The sequence below is a fragment of the Bacillus sp. FJAT-52991 genome (assembly GCF_037201805.1).
Classification (GTDB): Bacteria; Bacillota; Bacilli; order Bacillales; family Domibacillaceae; genus Bacillus_CE; species Bacillus_CE kandeliae.
In genome coordinates, this window is record NZ_CP147404.1 from 3575699 (window position 1) to 3601873 (window position 26175).

General features: G+C 39.7%; 18 protein-coding genes and 1 pseudogene. 7 read left to right on the forward strand and 12 right to left on the reverse strand.

The window, feature by feature from the left end:
* Positions 1-120: 120 nt before the first annotated feature.
* Positions 121-1038 carry a LysR family transcriptional regulator gene (locus WDJ61_RS18135; protein ID WP_338752321.1) on the forward strand — a complete coding sequence of 306 codons (918 nt, stop codon included), beginning with the start codon at positions 121-123 and terminating at the stop codon, positions 1036-1038.
* Between the two features lie 87 nt (positions 1039-1125).
* Here the strand turns inward: WDJ61_RS18135 and WDJ61_RS18140 are convergent, their stop codons facing one another.
* The 6 genes and pseudogenes from WDJ61_RS18140 to WDJ61_RS19185 all read right to left on the reverse strand — a co-directional run.
* Positions 1126-1494, reverse strand: coding sequence for an HsmA family protein (locus WDJ61_RS18140; protein WP_338752323.1), 369 nt, complete (start codon positions 1492-1494; stop codon positions 1126-1128).
* 245 nt (positions 1495-1739) lie between these two features.
* Positions 1740-3206, reverse strand: coding sequence for a protein adenylyltransferase SelO (locus WDJ61_RS18145; RefSeq protein ID WP_338752325.1), 1467 nt, complete (start codon positions 3204-3206; stop codon positions 1740-1742).
* Positions 3207-3356: 150 nt separating this feature from the next.
* Complete coding sequence (locus WDJ61_RS18150; RefSeq protein WP_338752327.1) at positions 3357-4478, reverse strand: Ger(x)C family spore germination protein; 1122 nt, start codon at positions 4476-4478, stop codon at positions 3357-3359.
* Positions 4479-4483: 5 nt separating this feature from the next.
* Positions 4484-5572 carry an endospore germination permease gene (locus WDJ61_RS18155; protein ID WP_338752329.1) on the reverse strand — a complete coding sequence of 363 codons (1089 nt, stop codon included), beginning with the start codon at positions 5570-5572 and terminating at the stop codon, positions 4484-4486.
* Positions 5550-7076 (reverse strand): spore germination protein, encoded by a 1527-nt coding sequence (locus WDJ61_RS18160; RefSeq protein ID WP_338752331.1) that lies wholly within the window; start codon positions 7074-7076, stop codon positions 5550-5552. The genes WDJ61_RS18155 and WDJ61_RS18160 overlap by 23 nt, the downstream gene beginning before the upstream one ends.
* A 222-nt stretch (positions 7077-7298) precedes the next feature.
* Positions 7299-7403, reverse strand: a pseudogene (locus WDJ61_RS19185) (oxidoreductase); the annotation flags it as partial.
* A gap of 253 nt (positions 7404-7656) precedes the next feature.
* On the opposite strand from WDJ61_RS19185, the gene ahpC reads away from it, so the two are divergent.
* The 4 genes from ahpC to WDJ61_RS18185 all read left to right on the forward strand — a co-directional run bounded on the left by ahpC (position 7657) and on the right by WDJ61_RS18185 (position 11659).
* A complete protein-coding gene (ahpC, locus tag WDJ61_RS18165) occupies positions 7657-8220 on the forward strand; it encodes an alkyl hydroperoxide reductase subunit C (RefSeq protein ID WP_338752333.1) in 564 nt (187 codons plus the stop codon).
* Between the two features lie 13 nt (positions 8221-8233).
* Positions 8234-9763: an alkyl hydroperoxide reductase subunit F gene (ahpF, locus tag WDJ61_RS18170; protein ID WP_338752335.1), complete on the forward strand. Its 1530-nt coding sequence runs from the start codon at positions 8234-8236 to the stop codon at positions 9761-9763.
* Positions 9764-9999: 236 nt separating this feature from the next.
* The gene (locus tag WDJ61_RS18175; RefSeq protein WP_338752337.1) at positions 10000-10350 is read left to right on the forward strand and encodes a DoxX family protein; all 351 of its coding nucleotides are present in this window, start codon (positions 10000-10002) and stop codon (positions 10348-10350) included.
* A 247-nt stretch (positions 10351-10597) separates the two neighbouring features.
* On the forward strand, positions 10598-11659 hold the full coding sequence (locus WDJ61_RS18185; RefSeq protein WP_338752339.1) for an endonuclease/exonuclease/phosphatase family protein: 1062 nt from the start codon (positions 10598-10600) through the stop codon (positions 11657-11659).
* A gap of 68 nt (positions 11660-11727) precedes the next feature.
* On the opposite strand, the gene WDJ61_RS18190 is transcribed toward WDJ61_RS18185, so the two are convergent.
* Both WDJ61_RS18190 and WDJ61_RS18195 read right to left on the reverse strand, forming a co-directional pair.
* Positions 11728-12834, reverse strand: a complete 1107-nt coding sequence (locus WDJ61_RS18190) for an alpha/beta hydrolase (protein ID WP_338752341.1) — start codon at positions 12832-12834, stop codon at positions 11728-11730.
* A gap of 90 nt (positions 12835-12924) precedes the next feature.
* Positions 12925-15204 carry a glycoside hydrolase family 3 protein gene (locus tag WDJ61_RS18195; protein WP_338752343.1) on the reverse strand — a complete coding sequence of 760 codons (2280 nt, stop codon included), beginning with the start codon at positions 15202-15204 and terminating at the stop codon, positions 12925-12927.
* Between the two features lie 435 nt (positions 15205-15639).
* Between WDJ61_RS18195 and WDJ61_RS18200 the strand changes: the two genes are divergently transcribed.
* Together WDJ61_RS18200 and WDJ61_RS18205 are read left to right on the forward strand one after the other, a co-directional pair.
* Positions 15640-17853, forward strand: coding sequence for an ABC transporter ATP-binding protein (locus WDJ61_RS18200; RefSeq protein ID WP_338752345.1), 2214 nt, complete (start codon positions 15640-15642; stop codon positions 17851-17853).
* A complete protein-coding gene (locus WDJ61_RS18205; protein ID WP_338752346.1) occupies positions 17850-19715 on the forward strand; it encodes an ABC transporter ATP-binding protein in 1866 nt (621 codons plus the stop codon). Before WDJ61_RS18200 ends, WDJ61_RS18205 begins: the two co-directional genes overlap by 4 nt.
* 224 nt (positions 19716-19939) lie before the next feature.
* Here WDJ61_RS18205 and brnQ read toward each other — a convergent pair whose 3' ends face one another.
* The 4 genes from brnQ to WDJ61_RS18225 all read right to left on the reverse strand — a co-directional run bounded on the left by brnQ (position 19940) and on the right by WDJ61_RS18225 (position 25675).
* Complete coding sequence (brnQ, locus tag WDJ61_RS18210) at positions 19940-21259, reverse strand: branched-chain amino acid transport system II carrier protein (protein ID WP_338752347.1); 1320 nt, start codon at positions 21257-21259, stop codon at positions 19940-19942.
* Between the two features lie 35 nt (positions 21260-21294).
* Positions 21295-22161, reverse strand: a complete 867-nt coding sequence (locus tag WDJ61_RS18215; RefSeq protein WP_338752348.1) for a gamma-glutamyl-gamma-aminobutyrate hydrolase family protein — start codon at positions 22159-22161, stop codon at positions 21295-21297.
* A 128-nt stretch (positions 22162-22289) separates the two neighbouring features.
* A complete protein-coding gene (locus tag WDJ61_RS18220; protein WP_338752351.1) occupies positions 22290-23990 on the reverse strand; it encodes a sigma-54 interaction domain-containing protein in 1701 nt (566 codons plus the stop codon).
* A gap of 323 nt (positions 23991-24313) precedes the next feature.
* On the reverse strand, positions 24314-25675 hold the full coding sequence (locus tag WDJ61_RS18225) for a WD40/YVTN/BNR-like repeat-containing protein (protein WP_413789033.1): 1362 nt from the start codon (positions 25673-25675) through the stop codon (positions 24314-24316).
* Between the last annotated feature and the right edge of the window lie 500 nt (positions 25676-26175).

The following is a 26175-nucleotide window of genomic DNA, read 5'->3' on the forward strand; positions in this document are numbered from 1 at the left end:
GATCGGGCTTTTACGGGCAGTTGATCCCCTGCCTAAATGGCTTTGCTTCTCCTGCTATTTTGAGGTGGGGGTCTTACTGCCCGTTAATGCGGGATGAAAAATATTTAGAGGAGAATCAATATGGATATCCATCTACAAGTTTTTGTGACAGTGGCAGAAAAAAAGAACTTTTCTAAAGCGGCGGAAGAATTACATATGACACAGCCTGCCGTCAGCCAACATATTCGCAAATTAGAGGAAAGCATCGGCGTCAGATTGCTTGAACGGACGAATAAGTATGTGCGACTAAATAAAGCGGGGGAAATTGTCTTTCATCACGCGAAAGAAATCGTAGGGTTATATACAAGAATGCAGCATCTCGTGGATGATTTAGCGAATAAAGCCAGCGGGCCGCTTTCTATTGGGGCAAGTTACACATTTGGAGAGTATATTCTCCCTCATGTTATTGCTAACATGCAAAAATCCTATCCAGATATTGTGCCAACAGTGACGATTGGCAATACAGCGGAAATATCTAGTTTAGTCATGAGTCACCAACTTGACGTCGGCATTGTAGAGGGGCGTTTCAAAGAAGAAAAACCATTACAAACAGAAGCCATTGCAGAAGATTCCATGGTCATCGTAGCATCTCCTACACACCCATTATCCAATAAAAATGGTGAAGTGACGGTCGAAGATTTAGAACAACAAACATGGATTTTGCGTGAATTTGGTTCTGGCACAAGAGAGGCAGCCGAAAATGTCTTTCAACGTTTAAATATGTCTCCCGCTCACACGATGAACTTCGGTAGCACTCAACCCATTAAAGAAGCAGTTGAAGCTGGGTTAGGCATCAGCTTATTGTCTCAATGGGCCATTCAAAAAGAGCTCCGTCATGGGGACTTACAAATCATTAACATGCACGGACTACCTTTTACGAGACAATTCTCGACTGTCACAACATCTCCATTTCAAACAAAGGCACTCCAAATCTTTATTGATTTACTGCGTCACAATAAACAGTTGACTACCTTTGTCATTGGCAATAAAAAAGAATAATATGCCTGTTTAGTGCGACTAAACAGGCATATTATTCTGATAGCTGACCTTGTTGCTTAATCACTAATTGGATATCCAAAACAGAATTTATCTAGTCATCCCAAAAATTAATCCTGAAATATATGGAATTAGCCAAATGCACCAAACTAAGATACTAAACTTATGGAATTTCATTTTCATATTATGATCTTTTCTAACGATAACAATCGTTGCCCAAACGGCATGAAATAACATCAATAAGATGGCCAATAACCCTGTGATCCCATGAAAGCTAAATAAAGAGCTGTCTTCAGCTAGTTTCCCCATGATTGTTGTGCCAGCAGTATCACATACTAATCCAAGCCAAAAGATCATCACATGCCAAAGCTTTAATTCCTTTTGAATTTTTTCTCCCCACACTCCAAATGTGTAAAAAACAAGAGCTAATGTAATAAAGATAATGGCATAAACTAACATCACTTTTCCCTCCTCATGGTTAGGAAGAGCTTATTTACTAACCACTTTTATTTGCCTTCATAATAAGTGAAAATTATGAACTCCAAATGAACAGCGCATTACACTGCTATCGAAAATGATGGCAACTTGACTGTATTAAAAAACGGCTCTTCACTCAAAAAAGTGAAAAGAACCGTTATTCTCTCATATTTATCCCGCATTAACGGGCTGTAAGACCCCCACTGATTGAAGTTTCACTTTATATATCAAGTACCGCAAAAAGTTCGGTAAGGCTCCGCTGATGAAGCTGGCAAAGTACAATAGTCAGCTTCATCAGCGGAGTGCGCGTAAGGATTTGAAAGAACAGCTACAAGCCGCTCCATCACGCTATAATCTCCTTGCTCTACCGCTGCTTTTAGGGCTTCTTCCACTCGGTGATTCCGTGGGATGATAGCAGGGTTGCTACGGCGCATCAACTCATTCGCAGCTGCTTTCGATTCTTGCTGCCTGCCTAGTCTCTCCTGCCATTGCTTATGCCACTGAGTAAATTCGGGCGTTCTGAACAGGTTCGTATCCTCCCGTTGATCTAAAGTCAATGCACGGAAAGTATTCGTATAGTCTGCCTGATGCTCCTGCATCATCTGGAGGAGGTTTTCAATAAGAGCTTCATCTTCTGTCTCTTCATTAAATATTCCTAATTTCGCTCTCATTCCAGCAAGCCAATTATGATGATACAACTTAGTGAAATCTGAAAGCTTATCCTCTGCTAACTTAATCGCTTGCTCCTGATCTTCATGCAGCAGAGGCAATAAAGCTTCCGCAAATCGTGCGAGATTCCATCCGCCAATAAGCGGCTGGTTTCTATAAGCATAGCGTCCTTGAATATCAATGGAGCTGAATACCGTTGCCGGGTCATAGACATCCATAAAAGCACAAGGCCCATAGTCAATCGTTTCCCCGCTAATCGTCATATTATCCGTGTTCATCACCCCATGAATAAAGCCAACAAGCTGCCATTTAGCAATAAGTTCTGCTTGACGCTTGATCACTTCCTGAAGCAGCGAAAGATATCGATTTTCATTCGCTTCAACATCTGGAAAATGACGCTTTAGAGCATAGTCAGCTAGAATACGAAGATCATCCACTGTGCTCCAATTGGCCGCGTATTGAAATGTACCAACGCGCAAATGACTAGCTGCCACACGAGTTAAAATCGCACCTGGCAACTCTGTTTCACGGTATACTGGTTCACCAGTTGTCACTACGGCTAAACTGCGGGTCGTTGGAATACCCAATGCATGCATTGCTTCACTAATGATATATTCTCTTAGCATTGGTCCAAGTGCCGCTCGTCCGTCACCTCCGCGAGAATAGGGTGTTCTACCCGAACCCTTCAGTTGAATATCTACTCTCTCACCTTGGGGCGAAACTTGCTCGCCTAAAAGTACTGCCCGGCCGTCTCCTAACATCGTAAAATGCCCGAATTGATGCCCTGCATAAGCTTGAGCAAGAGGAAAAGCCCCTTCTGGAATCTCATTTCCTGCAAACAATGCTGCCCCCTCTTCACTTTTTAGCTCCTCAACATTCAAACCAAGGGAGGTAGCCAACTGATCATTGAGAATAATTAACTTCGGTGCACGTACAGGAGTTGGGTTCGTACTAGCAAAAAATGATTGCGGCAGACGGGCATAACTATTGTCAAAATTCCATCCTGTTTCTTTATTCTTTGTCATAACGTCTCCTTTTCTTCATAAATAGTAATAACAATCATCAGCATTTTATCAAAACATCATATAATCCTCTTTTAATGTATACTTCCCCCAATTTATTATATCTTGTCCACATCAAGATGCACCTTTTAATTAAATTGACTTTTCACTAAGTTAGTTTAAAATCCCTTTCTCCGTAATTTCAACCTGAACCTTAGGATCAAAATGCACTTTTTGATAGTTGTTCCCCCATTCATCCTTCTGCTTCTTCCAAATATCGGGATGAAACGCCGTGAGTTGTCTGCCGATACCTAATCCGTCACAGCGAGCTTTTTGCATTTTTTCTAGCGTTTTATTTGCCAAATCCGTCATCTCTTTGGATAGAAGCTGATTTAATCGGTCAACAGTTTTCTTTTCGCTTAAGAGATCCCTAGGATATTCAAGGATACCCACTTTCAATTTCAGATCCAGCTTAACCTTAATTTGGCCGTTTGGTTGAATCAATACTTTCATCTTTCGCTTTGATTTTTCTACATTAAAGGTCATAAAATTATAGGTGTTTTTTTGATCCTTTCCGTTATTTATTTTTTGGGTGAAGCCCGCCGATTTCTGCTTTTCATTTTTTAAAAGTAAATACATGGTAGATTGATCTGGGCTCAGTGTCCCTGTAAATTGATACTTATGAAACATAGCAATACGCGAAACGTCCACTCGTTTCCCTTTTTTCCTGATGTATGGAAGAACAAAATCCTCTCCAGGGTCCATCATCACAGGGTAAATCGTTTCAATGGTCACCTTAGGAACGGTTGTAGTCTCTTCTTTGCTCTTGATTAATTCATCAACTTCTTCTGCAATTAAGACATCCCCTACTTTTTCAAGGGAAAATATGTCTTTCGCCTTCCCTTGCGCCACTCCAATCCTCGCATTTAAAGCGCTCTCGGGATCGCGGTAAAAAATATCGAGGAGCTGATGAACGTCTTGTTTTGCTAGCTCTTCTCCAATAAGAATGACCCGATTTTTGTAAGTACGAAGATTCCTAGATACCTGCTCATCCGCTTTTTGACGGTTTTCCCTTGGCGTATTGCCAACCGTGGATATCAACTCGTTTTTAGGACTCTGTTGTTCGCTAGCAGGTATGTCCCGTATAACAAAGGTGGATAGGATCTTTCCATTTGGTGCGAGATCAAACCCTCCTCCATAGAGCAAACGAGCATTCTTTAAAAGATCTTGATCCCAACACCCAGTCATCAATAAGAAAACAACCATAACAGCGCTTAAAAAATAGATCTTTTTCATCTCGCTTACGCCCTCCTTTTTCTTAAAAGATACGAGAAGATGAGCAGGATCAAAGGAAGACCAATTACAAACGTATAATGCAAAATCTTAATCATTCGATCATAGAGGTCGGTGATCGATGGATCTTGAGCAATTATAGCCACAATAAAGACAATGAAAGCGGCATAGGGAACAGCTTTTTTATGTTCCCCACGGTGAAAGAAGTGACCCAGGCCTGCTGTTGCCATGTATAACCAAGAAACAATAGCCGTACTAACAATAAAAATCCATACAGATAAAAAGATTAAATCGATCCGTTGAATAATCTGGAAAGAAAAACCTTTCAGCATATAAAGGAGTGGTTCCGAAATAGCGGGCATGACCCCTGAACTGAAAATGATTAAACTCGTAAACACCTCAAATGTGTAAAAAAGTGTAATCAACATACTCCCTAAAGATGCTGCCTTTAATTTCCCCATGTCTTTCCCTTCAACAAAAGGATAAATCACTAATATAACTTCGTACCCAACTAAAGGAAACAATGCCTCATTCGCAGCTTTGATGATCCCCTTCCATCCAGATTCCATTATAGGGAATATATATGTAATATTTGCATTAGTATAGCCGAGCAAGGATAAGGACACCGCTACAATGATCGTTAACGAAGATATGACAAACAGTCTGGCAATCACGCGAAGATTTTCTTTAGCCAAATACATACAGGTGAAAAGGGTGAGAGTTAATAATGCCCATCTTGGTGTTGCTAGCAGCACCCACTTTCCCACGACATCGGCAAAGAAGGCTAAAACCGTTCCAGCAGAAAACAGAAAATAACCAACATAAGCAAGGCCCAGCAGCTTCCCGAGAAAATTCCCGACGATTTTCGGCAAGAAACCATATATCGTATCGGAAGGAAACTGTCTGCAAAGAGCCCAAAGAATCAAAATAATCACTTGTACAGCCAATCCGGCAATTAAGCTAGAGATCCATGCCCCTCCCTTAGCGATCTCCTGCAATCTATGGGGAAGCGATAGAATCCCAACTCCCACTTGAGACTGTATAACAAAAAACATGAACTGACCCTGAGTAATCTTACTCTTTTCTAGGGTCATCATGTTCCCACCCCCTTGAATATCTTTCTTGAGTTAATCTTTTTGAATGAGGATCATGAGGACGCTGATTCAAGCTCCAGATTGGAAAGCGTGTAAATGTATCCTTCCAATCTTTGATTCGAAGAGGCATAACAGGCGCAAAATAGGACGTGCCAAAGCTCTCTAATTTACATAAGTGGATTAAGATAAAAAGAAGACCATACGTGATCCCGAAGAAACCGAACATCGAGGCCAGGATCATAAGCGGGAAACCCAAAATGCGAGTGGCCACACTTATTTCATTAGACGGCGCCACAAATGACGAAATAGCCGTTAAAGCGACAACGATAACCATGGGATATGAAATCAATCCAGCTCGCACGACCGATTCGCCGATGACCAAGCCGCCAACAATGCTAATGGTTTGACCTACTCGGCTAGGCAAACGAACTCCTGCTTCACGCAGCACCTCCAAGGTAATCTGCATAAGAAAAGCTTCCATAATAGGTGGAAAGGGCACCCTGTCTATACTGCTTTTCACGGTATAAATCAAATTTGAAGGAAGAATTTCAGGATGAAAACCAATAACGGCAATATATAAAGCAGGTACTAGAGATGCGATGATAAAGCTCATCAAACGAATCAATCGAACGAACGATCCGACAATCCACCTGCTGTGATAATCATCCGGGCTTTGATAAAAGGCAAAGAAAGTCACCGGCAAAATCAGCGCAGATGGATCTCCATCAGATAAAATGACTACACGTCCTTCCATGAGATGGGCTACTGCCCGATCCGGCCTTTCCGTAAATAAGATTTGCGGAAATAGAGAAAATGAGTTATCTTCAATCAATTCGGCAATGAATCCGGGTGAGATCGTGGTGTCCATTGCAATGGAATCAAGTCTGTGATCCACTTCTTTGACCAAATCTGGATTCGCTAGATCCTGCATATAAAGAATGGCCACTTTTGTTTTAGTTGCCTTTCCAACCTGATAATAACGAACAACCAGGTCCGGATTTTCAATACGCTTTCGAACCAGATACAGATTCGTGATGAGATGCTCTATGAAACCATCATGAGCGCCGCGAATGACCCCTTCGTTCGCTGGCTCTGAGATATTCCGTTTATAATCTGCCGCCACACCGACAACAAAAGCTTCTGCTGTACCTTCCAATAACAACACGCAATTTCCTTGAACTAGGGCTTGCGGCAACTGGCTGAGATCCGATTTCCTCGCAATCTCCACAGAAGTAATGATTTCATCTACGGTTCCTTCTTTATTTTCTTCTAAAGGCCGAATGATCTCTTGTTGAATTCTCTGTTGATCGGATAGGGATTCAAAAAAGACGATGAGCGCCTCCATTTGATTAAACCTAATGCTCCGCCACTTTAGATCACTTGAATGAAACAGCTGATTTTGAATGTATTCCTTATTTTTTTGCAAGGAAGGAGATACATTTATTTGCATGTCAGGTCTTTTTTCTGCACGGTTATTCGAAAGCCATTTTCTTAAAAGATCCATCATTTTACTTCACCTAGGTTCCATTCAATTTTTATTAATTTAACCAGTAAAATGAGCATTATTCCTATAAAAGGCGATGCACCTATATATTTGTGTCAAACCTTTGCCAGCATAACGAAACAAACTCATAAGTTACAGTTATCCATATAAAACTGAACTAGCTACCACTCTTTCAAAAAAAGTGACAAATGAAGAAAATCGCTTTCTCCAGAAACAATTTCTCTATGGAAGCGCATTAAACTTTTTGAAAATGTCCAATACTAGCTCTGACATATTATTCTTCGCTACTGGGGTTAAAATAAGATCTGTAGCAACATTCATTACATTGCATATTCAATTATCCAAATGACTATTGATTGAGAAAGGTTAATTGTAATTGAAAATTATTTCTTTACTTTTAGGTTCCCTTATATCCCTTTTCTAACTACACTTCCTGGCATTAATTCGAACCAGTTATTAAATTCAAGATAAAATGGATCGTTCCCCTTGACAAACAACGAGATCTATATAATAATAAATTTGTAATTAGAATTATTATTAAAAAGTAATAAAAACCAAAAACACACTAGGAGGAAAATGAATTATGTCTCTAATCGGAAAAGAAGTACAACCATTTAAAGCCTCAGCTTTCCAAAACGGGGAGTTTATCCAAGTTACTGAAGAAAACTTTAAAGGAAAGTGGAGCGTAGTTTGCTTTTATCCAGCAGATTTCACATTCGTTTGTCCTACAGAGCTTGAAGATCTTCAAAACCAATATGCAACTCTAAAAGAGCTTGGCGTTGAAGTGTACTCTGTTTCAACAGACACTCATTTTACACATAAAGCATGGCATGACCATTCAGAAGCTATCAGCAAAATCGAATATATTATGGTCGGTGACCCTTCACAAAAACTATCTCGCAACTTTGATGTATTAAATGAAGAAGACGGTCTTGCTGATCGCGGTACTTTCATCATCGATCCAGACGGCATCGTACAAGCTGTTGAAATTAACGCAGGCGGTATCGGCCGTGATGCAAGCACGCTTGTTGGCAAAATTAAAGCAGCACAATACGTTCGCAACAACCCAGGTGAAGTTTGCCCTGCTAAATGGCAAGAAGGCGGCAAAACACTTAAACCAAGCCTTGATCTTGTAGGTAAAATTTAAGGAGTAGAAATCCATGATACTAGAAGCAGATATTAAAGCACAATTACAACAATACCTTCAACTGATGGAGGGGGATGTACTACTCAAAGTCAGCGCAGGAACGGATGACGTTTCTCGCGACATGGTGGATCTAGTAGATGAATTAGCCACCATGTCCCCCAAAATCAAAGTTGAAAAAGCAACTTTAGAAAGAACACCGAGCTTTAGCGTAAACCGCGTCGGAGAAGAGACTGGCGTTACTTTTGCTGGTATCCCTCTCGGACATGAATTCACATCATTAGTATTGGCCTTGCTACAAGTAAGTGGTAGAGCGCCAAAGGTTGAGCAAAGCGTCATTGATCAAGTGAAAAAGATCGAAGGCCAATATCATTTCGAATCTTATATTAGCTTAAGCTGTCACAACTGCCCTGACGTTGTACAAGCACTCAACTTAATGAGTATTCTCAATCCTGGTATTACACATACAATGATTGACGGTGCGGCATTTAAAGAAGAGGTAGAAAGCAAAGACATCTTGGCTGTCCCATCGGTTTACTTAAACGGTGAACCTTTCAGTAGCGGCCGTATGACCCTTGATGAAATTCTTGCTAAAATGGGCAGTGGCCCAGATGCATCAGCGTTTGCTGACAAAGAGCCATTTGATGTCCTCGTTGTTGGTGGCGGACCAGCCGGTGCAAGTGCCGCTGTTTATGCAGCACGTAAAGGTATTCGTACAGGCATTGTCGCTGAACGCTTTGGCGGTCAAATTATGGACACGATGGGTATTGAAAACTTTATCAGTGTGAAATATACGGAAGGTCCTAAACTTGCCGCAAGCCTTGAAGAGCATGTCAAAGAGTATGACGTAGATATCATGAACTTACAGCGTGCAAAGCGTTTAGAGAAAAAAGATCTTATCGAAATCGAACTAGAAAACGGTGCCGTTCTAAAAAGTAAAGCTGTGATCCTTTCAACAGGTGCTCGTTGGCGCAACGTCGGTGTGCCAGGTGAACAAGAGTTCAAGAACAAAGGTGTTGCTTATTGCCCTCACTGTGATGGTCCTTTATTCGAAGGAAAACACGTAGCTGTCATTGGCGGCGGTAACTCCGGTATTGAAGCGGCTATCGACCTTGCAGGTATTGTTAAGCATGTAACCGTTCTTGAATTTATGCCAGAACTGAAAGCCGATACGGTCTTACAAGAGCGCCTTTACAGCCTACCTAACGTAACGGTATTAAAGAACGTTCAAACGAAAGAAATTACTGGTACTGACAAAATGAACGGTATTTCTTACATCGACCGTGAAACAGAAGAAGTTCACCACATTGAACTAGAAGGTGTCTTTGTTCAAATCGGTCTTGTCCCTAACACAGACTGGTTAGGCGACACAATTGAACGTACACGCATGGGCGAAATCGTCATTGATAAACACGGTTCAACAAACATCCCTGGCGTATTCGCTGCCGGTGACTGTACAGATAATGCATATAAACAAATCATTATCTCTATGGGATCTGGGGCAACCGCTGCTCTAGGCGCATTCGATTATTTAATTCGAAATTAATAAACAATCAAAAGAAGTCACTGTGCGATTGAATCGATCGTACAGTGACTTTTTTATGATGTACCTTTCGGGATTCCCAACACATATTGTATTATGCATATAATTCTGTCATGAGAACGATTGGACGTCATATACTTATAAAAATACGCTCAACATTCAATAAAGTGAGTCGGCAACATTTAACTGAATATCTCGAATTAAAGATATTTAAATTCAATATAAGGAGAGGAAGAATCATGACGTTATCAATTATTCTACAAGTCTTATTAGCCTTAGGGTTTTTAATGTTTGGTTATCAAAAATTCACATCAGAGCAAATGAAAAAAGGCTTTGAATACTTTGGCTATGGAGACAGCTTCCGGATATTTACTGGATCGTTCGAAATACTATCAGCCATCGTCCTCATCGCAGGAATCTGGGTGAAACCTTTAGCTGCCATTGGCGGATTCATGATTGTAGCCACCATGATCGGAGCGATTTTGACACATATGAAAGTAAAAGATTCCGTGAAAAATATGCTCATGCCGTTGATGTTACTTGTGCTAGGAGCGATTGTAGCTGCACTCAACTGGTCATCATTGTTTTAATAAAATTAGGAGGAACACACCAAAAGCTTCGATCTGCCGACATCTGACGTATAATGATCCTTCTTCTTCGGATCATTATACGTCAGAGTCGCGCCGCAAATTTTATTCGAATTCGCCACAGACGGAGTATAATTAACATCGAAAGCTCTGCCCTCAACCTTTGATGACTATTTAAAATGCAGGCTCTTTATCGTATACTATGAAATATACATGAATGTTTAATAAAACATTATAGGAGCTTACAAACGTGAAAAAATTACTAAAAGTATTCCTTATTTTAATAGGAATTGTTGTAGGGAGTGTAGGCGTATTTTTAGCTTATATGACTATTACAAATAAAAAGCATGAAGACGTTGAAAACGTGCAGGTAACGGCTAATACAGAAAAAGTATTAAAGGTTGGAGAACCCTTTAAAACGACAACATTTAATATTGGCTATGCTGGCTTAGATAAAGACCAGGATTTCTTTATGGATGGAGGAACAGGCTCTCGGTCTAGCAGTAAAGAGCAAACGGAAGAAAATTTAAAGCATATGCTTCAATTTCTGCAAACAGAGAAATCAGATTTTCTGTTGCTGCAAGAGGTAGATACAAAGGCTCTGCGCTCCTACAATATTAATCAACTAGATTATATGAAAAAGGGCTTAGAAGGGTATGCATCCACGTTTGCATTCAATTACAATTCTCAATGGGTGCCTGTCCCTATTCGAAAGCCCCTGGGATATGTGGAAAGTGGTTTAGCTTCTTTTTCCACTTATAAGGTAGAGGAAGCAACGAGATTTCAACTGCCGGGCAAAGAACCTTGGCCAAAGCAAGTGTTTGATTTAGACCGCTGTATCGTCGAACATAAAATCCCTGTAGAAAATGGCAAGTTTTTAAGATTAGTAAATCTTCATTTATCTGCTTACGATAAAGGCGGAAAAGTTAGAAGCCAACAAGTAAAGTTTTTAAAGTCTTATATGAATGAGCATTATAAAAATGGCGATTACGTCGTTCTTGGCGGAGATTGGAACCAGCTTTTATCCGACGTACAATTAAAAGATCCAGAATTTAAGAAAGAATGGCCTGAGTGGTTAGTACAGCTGCCAAAGAATTTCAATGAAGGCGGATTCCAATGGGCCGTCGATCCGAATGTATGGACTGTTCGTGACAATGTGAAGAAGTATGTAGAGGGAGAAAACTTTGTCACAATTATTGATGGCTTTATCGTTTCCCCTAACGTTGAAATTGTTGACGTTCAAGGTCATGATCTGAAATTTGAACATAGCGATCATAACCCTGTAAGTGCAACACTCCGATTAAAAGAGTAAAGTTACAAACAAAAACGGCAGAGGATTCTGCCGTTTTTACTTTCACTATTTGAATAAGCTCTATAAAATTAGGCAAATACTCTTTTAACCTCTTTGGCAATTTCATTCATTAAATCTTCTGCTTGCGGATATAAACCGATTTTATCCATAAACGCATGGTCTGTACCGTTGTACTGAATAAGCTTTGTAGGCACACCGCTGCGTGCAAGCTTTGCCGCATAAGCTTCGCATTCTACTTTTAAATAATCAAATTCAGCAATTGCAATCAGTGTCTGCGGCATGCTGCTTAACTGATCTGACAGCAGCGGAGAAACATGGGGATCTATGATTTCTGCATTATTTTGCAAATAGAGTTTGAAAAATAAATCGCCGCTTTCAGCCAATCCTTTAATCATTGGAGTGATAAGCTCAGAATGGTTACGAATCTCATATTGGTCGAGGCTCCAATTAAAATCCTCAGTTTGGACGTTGGCCATATTCACTGTTGGATAAATAAGCGCTTGAAGCTTAATCATTCCCGTCCCCTTTTCAATATCCATTAATGCGCATACCGTAGCTAAATTACCACCCGCACTGTCTCCAGATACGGCAATTTGCTCTGGATTCACACGAATTTCTTCCGCATGCTCATACACCCATGTCACGGATTCAAAACAATCTGTCAGCCCTGCTGGATATGGATGCTCAGGAGCTAAGCGGTAATCAACGGAAATAACAACCGCACCTGCCTTTTCCGCCAATGCTTTACACGGATTTTCCACGACATCCACACTTCCGCCGATGAATCCTCCACCATGAAAGAAGACAATAGCAGGCAGAACTCCTTCGTTAGAAGGCGTATAGATTCGCAGAGGAATCGGCCCATTTGTGCCATCAATTGTTTTATAAGTGGTTTCGACTTTACTTTTCGTAACGTCGTCATTGTTCCACCCCATCATCGCCCGCAGTCCCTTAACAAAACTCATCGTATCTGACGGATCAAATGGCTTGTTTTCCATCGCAGCCATTTTTTCTGCCGCTTGTAAAGTCACTTGGAGAACTCGAGGGTCTAATTCACCAATCGCATCCGAATCAGGAATTGGTTTAGCAATAAAATCGAAGCCTCTTTTTTTGACAGCTTGTATCTCCTCACTCAGTTTAGAAACTAGATTAACGTACGAAGTTGCATTACTCATCATTACCGTCTCCTTTTTTAATAATTTTGGATAACACCTTGAACAACACACTTTGGTATATGAATTTCGATTCTAATCAGGAAAAATGAGTTAACGAGTTTTTCGGTATTTCGCAGTACGCGAATCCTCAATTACACTGCTCCAATTAAGTCCAAAGGCGAAGTCATATATATGGCCTTCAGAATCGACATGGCATTCCATATCATGTGCGACGTCTTCTAACTGTTCCTCGACTGTTCTCATATCTGCAGGCATTTGCATCGGCAGTAAGCCAGATGGCTCGTAGGCTCCTGACAGAACGTCCATAATCGCCTGATCTTGAACGCCAAAGTTCGCTACGATCGCATCTACCTCCGCTTCGAACTCTGCGACAACCATTGGATTCGATAGCAGAATTGATACGACGACCGGCTTTCCTTTCATCATTTCTTTTGTTTCAAGTACCATGTCTAAGTCATGCGAATTGTGTGTTGTAACTGTTTTACCTTTATACGAACGATTCAGTACATCGGTTTCTCGAGGGTCACCGGCAATACTCTGTTCGCGGGCATGCTCGGCTGTATACGACTTGTATTGAAGGCTAATTGGTACATAACCGTTGCCTCCATTATCAGCATCCTCCTGACTGTACCCCGCGCCTGACTTTGGACTTTGAATGAACACAAGCCCGAAATCCGCTTCGTCCGGATCATCGGTAATATCGAAATATTTGGCCACAACATCAAGATTGACTGGATGCTCCAGTTTCTCCGGCGTTGGCATACCAAACCAGTCCTTTCCGACTGGCAAATATCTCTTCGGAATGTATACTTTGCTTTTTGGCTGCATCGGCAGCATCTGTCCTTTATTCTTCAGAAGAACGACTGACTTCAACTGAGCTTCATAACCTGCTTTCACGAACTCTGGATGGCACACGATTTTTTCGCTTTCCTCAGATTGGAGATAAGGATTTTCGAAGAGACCGAGTCGGAACACGTTCAGCAACAAGCGAACCGCCGATTGTTCGAAGCGATTTCTCATATAAGCCTCTCCATGCTCAGATACCCCTAATTGGTAAGCCTCTAAAACAGGCCCAACTTCGTTATTACCTCCAAACTGATCCACGCCAGCCATCAACAGCTTATAGTGACGTTCCGCAACAGTCAGATGCTCAACACCCCATGACTTGCCCGTCAGAAATGTATCTTTACTGCCCTCCTCATTGGCAGTAATCAACCAATCTGTGCAAACAACGCCATCATAACCATATTGCTTGCGTAGTAAATCGGTAATTAAATAGGAACTATAAGAGTTGCCAACGTTCTCTCCATTTACTTGATCTTGATCAAACGAGATCGTGTAATATGGCATCACTGCAGAAGCCTTACTCGTCTTGCCCTCCAGTCGAAAAGCCCCGTCGACAAACGATTTCAAATGCTCTTCGAAATTGTTTCCTGGATAAATGGCATACTTTCCGCAGGCAAAATGCGCGTCTCTGCCACCCTCACCGCTTCCTCCTCCAGGCCAATGCTTCACCATAGCATTTACACTATCCATTCCCCAACCATCTTCTAGTTCCTGCTCGCCTTCTGATGTTTGGAAACCGTCCACATAAGCGCGAGCCATGTCCGTGGACAGACGCGAGTCCTCGCCGAACGTGCCGTTAAAGCGGAACCAGCGCGGATCGGTCGCAATATCAATTTGTGGCGACAGTGCTGTTGTCATACCAAGCGCCCTGTATTCCTTCGAGGCCACTTCTCCAAATTCACGTGTCACTTCAGGATCAAATGTCGCGGCAAGACCAAGTGTTTCCGGCCAAAATGATACGCGAGAAGCTGTACCTGCGCCGGCATTAAATTCGGAGCTGGCATCGGAACCGTGACGCGGATCTGAGCTATTGTTCGCTGGAATGCCTAAACTTGTTCCTTCTGCAACAGCCTGCAGCTTATTATTCCAGCGTGCAGCTGTTTCCGGATTTTCAACCGTTGTAATGAGAACATGACGAAGATGATCTTCGGTCAAAAATGCGATTTGCTCATCCGTCAAATCCCATGGCTTAGCACTGCTCTCTTCATAAGACTTTCCGCCGTAAGTTCCAGCGAACCAACCGTCGCTTGCGGCTGGAATTGCTTGATGCCGACTATATAGCATTAATCCGGCAATTTCCTCGATGGACATCCGCATGGCAAGATCTTTCGCCCGTTCCTCGGCCGATAATCTCCAATCTTCATATGGCTTCAAGACCCCATCCTTGCTTAAGTTTTTAAAAAATGAGCCATCCTGCTCAATGATGCGGACCCCAGATAAAGCGGAATAGCCAAGTGTAGGCCCTCCTTCGTTACGGACGTATTCAATCAACGGCTGACCTGCATTTTTTTCTTGAGTTGACATAGAATAACCCTCCATTTATATAAATCGTTATTCATCGCTGTGAAGCGAACAAGTAAGTCATATAGAAATTTCAGAAAGCGTTTACGATTTAATTATAGAAAAAACCTCTCCTCCTTTTGGAACGATACTCTCCCTGGTATTTTCTTTTTCATTAGGTTCTGATTCATGGTGTAATTTCCCAAAAACTACAACAATGATAGATTTGGTATATCCTTTTTTAGTATTATACCATTCCATTAGCAATCAATTTGGAGAGCTACTGGATTAAACATTGATTCATTCCCCTAAATGTTGCATCATATCTTACTATAGTCATAGAATTAATCTGTGGTCAAAAGTACGTAAAGATCTGCTAGAATTAATTACTCAGAATAAAGGAAAGAAACGCAGTACAAGCTAAAAAAATTAGAAAAGTAAAATGGAGAGATGAATTAAATGTTAAAGATCATAAAACATTTAAAGCCTTTTATTGCATCAATCGTTGCAGTGATATGTCTTTTATCCGTACAAGCAGTATGCGATCTATCACTGCCAGACTACATGTCCAACATTGTGAATGTAGGTATTCAACAAGGGGGAGTAGAAAACGCGGTACCTCAAGTCATTCGTAAAAGTGAGATGGATAAACTTAAACTCTTTATGAATGCAGATGAGAAGAAAAAAGTAGATGCCAACTATGTGCTTTTAGATAAGAAAAATCTTTCTCAAAGCGAGTTGCAAAGTTACTTAAAAGATTATCCACTGCTTGATAAAGAACCACTTTATCAGCTAAATACAAAGGATAAAGATACAATTAACGAACTTAACAATATTTTTGGTAAGCCAATGTTAATGACACAGGGAATTGAAAAAGATGGTGCATCCTCTTCAACTCCTGCTGCGGCAAATACAGATCCTTTCGCAGCAATTTCCAAACTACCTCAAAGTGAAATCAATGCAATGAAAGAAAAAGCGGATGAAAAGTTTAAGGATCTGCCAGGCAGCATGATCACCCAGTCAGCCGTTACCTTCATTCATAGCGAGTATAAAGCGATAGGTATAAACACAGATAAGCTGCAATCCAATTATATTCTTATTACAGGGGCTAAAATGCTGCTTTTATCCTTAGTTAGTATGGCAGCTGCCGTTACCGTTGGTTTACTTGCAGCAAAAGTAGCGGCTGGATTAGGCAGAAATCTTAGAAAGAAAGTGTTTAGAAAGGTTACAAGCTTTTCTAATGCGGAGTTTGATCAGTTTTCCACTGCCTCTTTAATTACAAGAAGTACAAATGATATTCAACAGGTTCAAACACTGATGGTTATGATGCTTAGGATCGTATTCTATGCACCGATTTTAGGTATAGGTGGAATTATCAAAGTACTTCAGTCAGAACCTTCAATGGGATGGATTATCGCAGTTGCAGTCATCGCGATTTTAACCTTAGTCATTGGTTTATTTAGCATCGCGATCCCTAAGTTTAAAAGTGTACAAAAGTTAGTAGATAAAATTAACTTAATCACTCGTGAATCCTTAACAGGTATGCTCGTTATTCGTGCTTTTAATAATCAAAAATATGAAGAAAAGAAATTTGAAAAAGGAAATCAAGATTTAACAAAAACAAATTTATTTATCAGCCGTTTAATGACATTTATGATGCCAATGATGATGTTTATCATGAATGCCGTTACTTTACTTATTATTTGGGTTGGATCACACCAAGTGGATATGGGAAATATCCAAGTTGGTGATATGATGGCATTTATGCAGTATGCCATGCAAATCATCATGGCATTTTTAATGATTTCTATGGTTTCCATTATGCTTCCACGTGCTTCTGTATCCGCACAACGTATCGCAGAAGTTTTGGATACTGAAGTTCTCATTCATGATGTAGAGGAACCAAAAACATTCTCCTCAGACACAAAGGGTTATGTTGAATTTAAAAATGTTAGCTTTAGATATCCAGGTGCCGAAGAAGATGTGCTTTCCAATATCAACTTTACCGCAAAGCCTGGAGAAACGACAGCTTTCATTGGAAGTACAGGTAGTGGTAAATCAACACTTATCAACTTAATTCCACGTTTTTACGATGTAACAAGCGGCGAAATATTAATAGATGGCACGGATATTAGAGAGGTATCTCAGAAGGAATTACGAGAGAAAATTGGTTATGTACCACAAAAAGGTATTTTATTCTCAGGTACGATCGAAAGCAATCTGAAATACGGTAAAAAAGAAGCAACCGAAGAAGAACTAACAAAAGCGGCAGAAATCGCTCAAGCTATGGAGTTTATTAGCGCGAAACCTGAAGGCTTCCATACAGAGATATCACAAGGCGGTACGAACGTTTCAGGTGGTCAAAAACAAAGAATTTCTATTGCGCGTGCTCTTGCGAAGGAATCCGAAATATTCATATTTGATGATAGTTTCTCAGCTCTTGACTTTAAGACAGACGCAGCATTGCGTAAGGCTTTAAGCAATGAGATTTCAGAAAGTACTGTTCTCCTTGTTGCACAAAGAATAAGCACAATATTGAACGCAGATAAAATCATCGTACTAGACGAAGGTAAAATAGTAGGAACTGGGACTCATGAAGAACTTATGGAGAACTGTGAAGTTTATAAGCAAATTGCTTTATCACAACTTTCAAGAGAGGAGTTGTCATCATGAGTGATAGAAAAATAGAACATAACAGACAAGGTGGTCATGGCGGCGGCCATATGGGCGGTGGCATGCGAAAGATTGAGAAGGCAAAGAATTTCAAGGGAACGATGAATAAGTTACTTCAATACTTAAAGCCCTATAAGTTCTCCATCCTAATCGTCATTATTTTTGCCATAGGTAGTGCGGCCTTTGCCATTGTTGGTCCAAAGATTTTAGGTAAAGCGACAACAAAACTTTTCGAAGGACTCGTAGACAAAGTAACGGGCGTGCACGGCGCCGCCATTGACTTTACCTATATCGGAAACATTGTCATTTTACTCCTTGGATTATATATAGCGAGCACTGCGTTTGCCATTATCCAAGGGTATATCATCTCGGGAGTAGCACAAAAAGTATCTTACAACTTCAGAAAAGAAATTGATGAAAAAATCAACCGGATGCCGCTTAAATACTTTGATAAAACGACACACGGAGAAGTATTATCTAGAATTACGAATGACGTAGATACGGTCAGCCAAACTTTAAATCAAAGTATGTCGCAAATTATCACATCCGTTGTGACAATCATTGGTGTATTCATCATGATGTTATCCATAAGCTGGCAAATGACATTAGTGGCACTTTTAATATTGCCAATATCCATGATGCTCATCATGGGAGTCGTAAAAAGATCACAAAAATACTTTAAATCTCAACAAGAATATTTAGGGCACGTGAATGGTCAGGTAGAAGAGATTTATAGTGGTCACAATATCGTAAAAGCCTTTAACACCGAAGAAGAGGAAGTTAAAAAGTTCGAAGAGGTGAATGATACCCTTTACCACTCTGCATGGAAGTCTCAATTTTTATCGGGAATGATGATGCCGATTATGATGTTTATCGGTAATATCGGTTACGTCGCTGTATCTATTTTAGGCGGATGGCTCGCGATAAAGAAAATTATTGCAGTGGGGGATATTTTAGCCTTTGTTCAATATGTGAGAAATTTTACGCAGCCACTCGCTCAAGTAGCGCAAATCGCAAACGTACTCCAATCCACAGCAGCTGCTGCAGAACGAGTTTTTGAATTTTTAGACGAAGAAGAGGAAGTTTTAGAGTCAGAAAACCCAGTGAAGCTTCAAGAGATTAAAGGAGAAGTGACCTTCAAAGATGTTCAATTTGGATATAATCCCGATAAGATCATCATCAATGATTTCTCCACTCATATTAAGCCTGGACAAAAGGTAGCGATCGTAGGACCAACTGGGGCAGGTAAAACAACGATCGTAAAGCTTTTAATGCGGTTCTATGACGTAAATAGCGGTTCTATCTGTATAGATGGTCACGATATAACAGACTTCACGCGAGAAGACCTGCGCAGCATGTTCGGTATGGTACTGCAAGACACTTGGCTATTTAACGGTTCTATCATGGAAAATATCCGTTACGGTAGACTTGATGCGACTGACGAAGAAGTGATTGAAGCCGCTAAGGCCGCTCATGTTCACAGCTTCGTAAAGACCTTACCAAATCAATATCAAATGGAATTAAACGAAGAAGCAAGCAACGTATCCCAAGGACAAAAACAGTTGTTAACGATTGCTCGTGCCCTTCTAGCGGATCCTAAAATATTAATACTTGATGAAGCAACAAGCTCTATTGACACTCGTACAGAGGCGCTTATTCAAAAGGCCATGGAAAACCTCATGGAAGGCAGAACAAGCTTTATCATTGCTCATAGATTATCAACAATACGTGATGCAGATTTAATCCTTGTTATGAAAGATGGGGATATTGTAGAACAGGGTAATCACGAAGAGTTATTAAAGGCTGATGGTTTCTACGCTTCACTTTACAACAGCCAATTTGAAAGTGCGGATGCTTCATAAATCAACTAACATTAAACAGAACACTTCTCAGATTTATAAGAGGGGTGTTCTGTTTTGTATTTTATATTTAATATGGAAAATACACATATATTGTGAGTCTAGAATAAATGACAATTATAAGGAAAATAAAAAGACATAGCTATCTATAGCTATGTCGATTATGTTGCTTCTATATTAACGCAAATCTTCAGACAATAAGTATAACAATCATTTTATTATGCCAACTAGTTCGCTCTACGAACATTTACTTCAACGTTTTCTTTTCCTGTCACCTTATAAAGAATCCATCCGAAAAAGAATCCAGCAATAGATGGGAGTATCCACTCAAAACCTTGACTGCTAAACGGCAATGCTGAAACAAAGCTGTCAATAAATCCGATATGGACGCCCAGTACACTCAAGCCCTTTACTGCACCTAACGCCAAAGCAATCAGAACGGCATAGCGATATGCCCCATCATTTGGCACATACTTCTTAAATAATCCCAGGAATGTCAACACAATTGCAGGTGGATACACAGTGAAGAAAATCGGCCCTGCAAAGCTGATGATGTTTTCAACTCCAATCACTCCAATGATAACCCCAACAATACAAGTCACAGCCACTATAACTTTGTAAGAGATCTTATTTTTTGTCACTGAGCTCAAAAAATCTGCAAGTGCCACAGTTAGACCGATCGCCGTTGAAAGACAAGCTAATGACACTGCAATAGACAGACCTATTGTACCAATGTTTCCAAGGCTAAGATTGACAAGTCCATTAAGTAACTCCGTTCTTGCTATGTCTGCAGGGAACAAGTCGCCTGCATGTGCACCGAGATAGAGCAGACCACTGTAAACTAGAATAAACCCAGCGCCAGCAATCATTGATGCATAGAGTGTCATTTTCTTGCGGTCTACTTCTGAGGTATAGCCCTTCGCTACTATCGCAGAAATAAAGATCGGAGCACAAAGAAGACCGGTTAAAAGATCTCCCGTGAAATAAAGTTCAATAAAAGATGCCGAAAACGGATTTGGAACCTGTGGTGGAGCTGGCGTTGAAAGAGGTGAAGCAAACGCTTTCACACCAATCAATAGGAGAATCAAAATCAGTCCCGGCGTCAGGACTTTCCCGACCTTATCAACAAAGTTCGACTTATCATTTGCAAAGTAATAGGTTAATGCAAAAAACACCACCACTGTCAATTGAATAGGAACATTCGGAAACAGGGGCATCACGCCCATTTCATGTGTCGTTGCCGCTGTCCTTGGGATATTGGCGAGCACGCCGACACCAATCATAACAAATAGATTGAATGAAACATAGAACCATTTCCCAACAGGCTTGGACAATTCCTCAAAGGATCCCCCTGCGTTTGATACAGCAACAATGGAAAGCATCGGCAGAACGATTGAAGCCAATAAGAGTGCCAAGAACGCAGACACCCAACTTGATCCTGCCATAAAGCCTATTGCTGGTGGAAAGATCATATTCCCTGCCCCAAAGAATACAGCAAATAGTGCAAAACCAACAATCAAACTGTCTTTCGTGAACTTATTCCCCATCTGATTTCCCCCTAAAGTCCATTTAGTGTTAACCCTTACGATTTACTTGCTTCTATAAATGCATCAAATACTTTCCTATGAGTCTCATCAGATTTGAGCAGCATTTCAGGATGCCATTGCACACCTAAGACAAATCTTGAAGCGTCATCATACTCTATCGCTTCCACAATACCATCTGCAGCTTTGGCAGTGACCTTCAAACCATCGCCCAGGTGGCGGATTGCCTGGTGATGAATGGAATTGACATTTATTTGTTTCTCATCAAATATCTTATGTACTAAACTCCCATCTTCAATGATGATATCGTGTACATGTGATGCCCATTTTTCAAGGCTGACGTGTCCCAATAGTTCTTCCCCTTCATAACACTTTTCAAGGTCTTGGTACAAGCTGCCGCCAAGAGCGACATTCATAATCTGTGAGCCGCGACAAATACCGAGTATTGGAAGATTTGTCTTTTCAAGCGCAAGCTTCATAAGTGCAATCTCCATTCTGTCCCTTTCAATAACAGTTTTAGCGAACACAGATGCATCTTCCGTATTTAAATTATCTAAGGTTCCAAACAGTCCCTTGTTGTAATTCACTTCTTCACCATAAAACTCTGGATGGATATCATTTCCCCCTACAAACATGATTCCATCTAGTCGACTTAGAATACTTCTCATAGAATCTTCATCTTCAGTTTGCGGAATGATAATCGGTATGCCACCAGCTTGTTCAATCGCTTGAGTATCTGTGGACAGAGACATGTTAAACGGCACATCATTCAATCCGAATAAACAGCTTCCCACATATGTGCTTTTCAACGCTTCATATTGAGACTGCTCATTTTTACCTCCTTTATCCAGCTTGGGCATGTAACTATAAATATAACTACTTGTTACTCCTATAAGTGGTTTCATTCTTCTACCTCCTTGTGTATGTAATTACATAATGCAAGAATAATGCCAACTCAAAATCGGCTGTTTTCCAACAAAAAAATGAACCTCATGGGTTCATTTTTCTCAAAGTGATTTTCAATTTAACAAAATTAGCTGATTTTGAACTTTTTCATATAGCGATATAGGGTAGACAAGCTTATACCCAAACTTTCTGCAACCTTCTGTTTTCCCTGTGCCGTATGACCGTGTATGTTGAAAAGTTCCATCATTCTATTCTTCTTAATGTCATCTAGACTAGTTGATACAACTAGAGGATTGTTGGACAGTATTCGCCTTGCCAATGACTGAGTACTAATCTTTTTGCCTTCTTCAACGGCAACTGCATACTCTATTGCATTTTCCAGTTCACGAATATTTCCTGGCCAATCATATTGCATAAAGGCCTTAACCACCTGCTGGGACAGCCCTTTTATACTCTTGTTGTATTTCCTGTTATACTTGTTTATAAAATGAGTGGCCAAAGGAATCAAGTCCTCCGTTTTAGAACGCAATGGTTCGTTTTCGATGACCATAACTGCCAAGCGATAGTAAAGATCCTCTCTAAACAGCTTTTTCCCGACCAACTCCTGCACATTCTTGTTTGTCGCTGCAATCACTCGAATATCTAGTTTCTTGGACTCAACGCCGCCCAGTCTGCTCACGCGTTTGTCGTCAAGCACCTTGAGCAGTTTCGGTTGCAATGCGATATCCATCTCCCCAATCTCATCCAGAAAGATCGTACCGCCGTTTGCTAACTCAAACTTTCCTGGTTTCCCATTCTTACTAGCACCACTAAAGGCTCCAGCCTCGTATCCAAACAACTCGCTCTCAATCAGGTTGCTAGGGATCGCTGAACAGTTCACCTCAATGAAAGGCTTGTCTTTTCTTACACTCTGTTTGTGGATGGCTTCTGCAATAACCCCTTTGCCTGTACCACTTTCCCCGAGAATCAGTACATTGAAATCATAGTCAGCCGCCTTTGAAATCATATCTCTCGTGAGCATAGAAGAATCGCTGCTCCCAATGAAATCCAATTCATTGTAAGCAATTCTTTTCGCTGCCTTCCCTTCCTCCTCAACAGATTTCAGGAGATACATTTTTTCAATATGCCGTTCATTGGGATTGATAATGGCCCTAGATAAAGAAAACCGGCCTAATCCATATTCATCATTTATCATAATTGGATGGTCATATCCGATTTCATTCAACCGGTCCAAATCGGCTGGATCAAAGATTTTCCTTAAGTTCATTCCCGACTTGCCCTCGAGCTGTGGTAAATTTGAAAACAGCACAGTATCATCAATGTTTGTCACTATGATGCTATCACTAACATTCGCCATGAGCGTTTCCAAACGATGAACATTTGTGGTTTCTTTGAGTTTGAGCTTGATTGTTTCAACCATCTGGCTTAAAAACCTCTCAAAATCACTGAGCTTTGATTTCAGCTTCTGTTTTTCCTTATCTGTCACGGCAAACAGCGCAATGACACCAACTGCGTAGTCGTCGATAACTATCGGATAATATAAAGTATGTTCCTCCATGCAATTTCCAAGTTCTTTGATTTCACACCCCTGGCACAATTCACTTTCTTTTGGATTGTACAGGTACAGCGGCTTTTTTTGTGCCATAACCTTATAGGTGACCTGATTTTTTGTAAAGGGTATGCCTCTTAATATATTCAAAGCTCCAGTACTAACTACCCGAATCAAGTTGTCATCAACAACATAAAGATTGAGTCCAACGATATCTTTGACGGTTTGCACATAATCAACTAGAAATTTTTCAATATTGTATAGATGGTAATTGTTCACGATTAGCCTCCAACATCATTCTCAAAATGAAAATCAAAATAAGAATAAAACTGCGCAACGTTCCTCATAAATATTATGTAGATAACATTATACCAAAATATACGCTTGCGCTATCCATTTCATATAATCGAAGTAAAACTAAAAAAATAGGATTAAGTGCGAGCTGAATATTTCACAGATCATTACTTAATCCTGTTTTTTTACATGATAATCCTATATCTTCTATGGTGGGATCCGATGGTCTTATTTCTGTATAACTATTTTGATCATGACGGGAGAAGTCCGTCTAAATTTGGTTAATCAATACACGTGATTTAATAATATTAATTACTTGTAACCTCTTTTACATATTCCCATGTTTCTCCGTTATCTTTTGATTGATAAAGTGCACTACTATTACTGTTGTAATCTCCGTCTGCTCCTTGCCCGACTAACATATTAAGTACTCCATCTTTCTCATAAGGCATACTGGGAGAATCAAAAGGACTTATTATAGACTGTGTATACTCTAATTTTACTTCGTGTGGTGTATAATTCACCTTGTTAAAAGTAGTGCCCCCATCATCTGTACGATATAATTCACCTTCATTACCAGAAGGTCTGGTTGCTCCTAAAAATCCAAGTTGATCATTTAGAAAAGTTATTCCTGATGGACCACCAATTGTTCCATTGAAAGGATCTTCATTAATAACCTCCCATGTCTCACCACCATCAACAGTCATACTTAGTGAATAAAAAGAGCTACCTAATGCTTTATCTACGAAATTTAGTCTATAACCAACTTCTTTTGATAAGAAAAACTGTTCATTGTTATTAGTTAACTCTTGTTGCTTCTCTTTAGAATGATCTTGAGTTGGCGTAGTATTTGATTTACTCCAATTTGGATCACCTATTAAGTGATATCTAGCAGGTATGAGCTCTTCCTCTTTTCCAGAAACAAATATAGATACCGTATAGCCAATTATTTCAGAAGCTGCGTGTTCCAGCTTATGCTCCTTACCATCTTCATTAATATTAATAATTCCTTCTGTGTTATATCCCCAATTTCTTTTTCCATAATAAACTAACCCGTACTTACTTTCATTCCACTGACTAACTGTTTGCTGAACTGGAATAGCATTAACCGTTTTAATTAGAGGTTCTACTAGTTTATCCTCATCATAATCGGCATCTGCATACCCATTTAGTCTTAAAGTAATATCTTGTGATTTATTTTTATCATAAGCTATTAAGAAAGTTTCCTCTTTCCCATCCTCATTTTTCCCATAAACAAAAGTATCAAAAGATGTGATGGTTCCATCTGCATTAAATGTAAGCTTAAAATCACTTGCCATATATAATTTCTTTGGCAAAGGATATTCCTTATTTATATCTTCAAAAATACCTTCTACTCCATATTCATATATATTATTATGTTCAAATTCAACTGATCTTTCATTTTTTAATCTTTCTATAGTCCACGCCAGCTTACCGCCATAATTTGTTGCACTTTTATAAATCTCTACTCCATAAAATAATGTGATTGCCACAATAATTACAATGGAGATGTATTTCCACGTTTTTGATTTTTTAGATTCATATTCTCTATCTTTTATAATTCTAATTGTAGTAAATGTAATGATAGATATAAAAAATACGATACATAATAAAAAAATATAAAAATTATTATTAACTCTTCCATACATACATAATGACGCCAACTCATAGCAAAAAAGCCAGTATCCAATGATTAATATTGGATTTGTTAATAATGATCTAAATATCCTTTTTGCCTTTCCCCTAAATATGTGAATCCCTCCTAATCAAATTTAGTGATTATATTTATCTATATTGAGTATACTTTGTTTTACCAAATATTTGTATAATCCTTTGATCATCATATTATTTAATTACATACGAATTAAAGTTAAAATACTCGGAATTAATATAGTAATTAAATGCAAATAAAAAAGCACTCCATCATGCAAAGATAAGTGCTAATTTCTTAATTATAATTTTTATTAAAATTATTCTGATAGACCTAAAACAAAAATTTACTGTACTCGTATCACAGATACAGTCTCTCAAATAAATGTTCTAAAAATGCTTAGTGTTGGCACACTAAGCATTTTACATCAGGTTTTCATCTAAGATAAACAATTAATTTTTAAACTAAAATCACTATCCGTTATTTATGATACGGTTC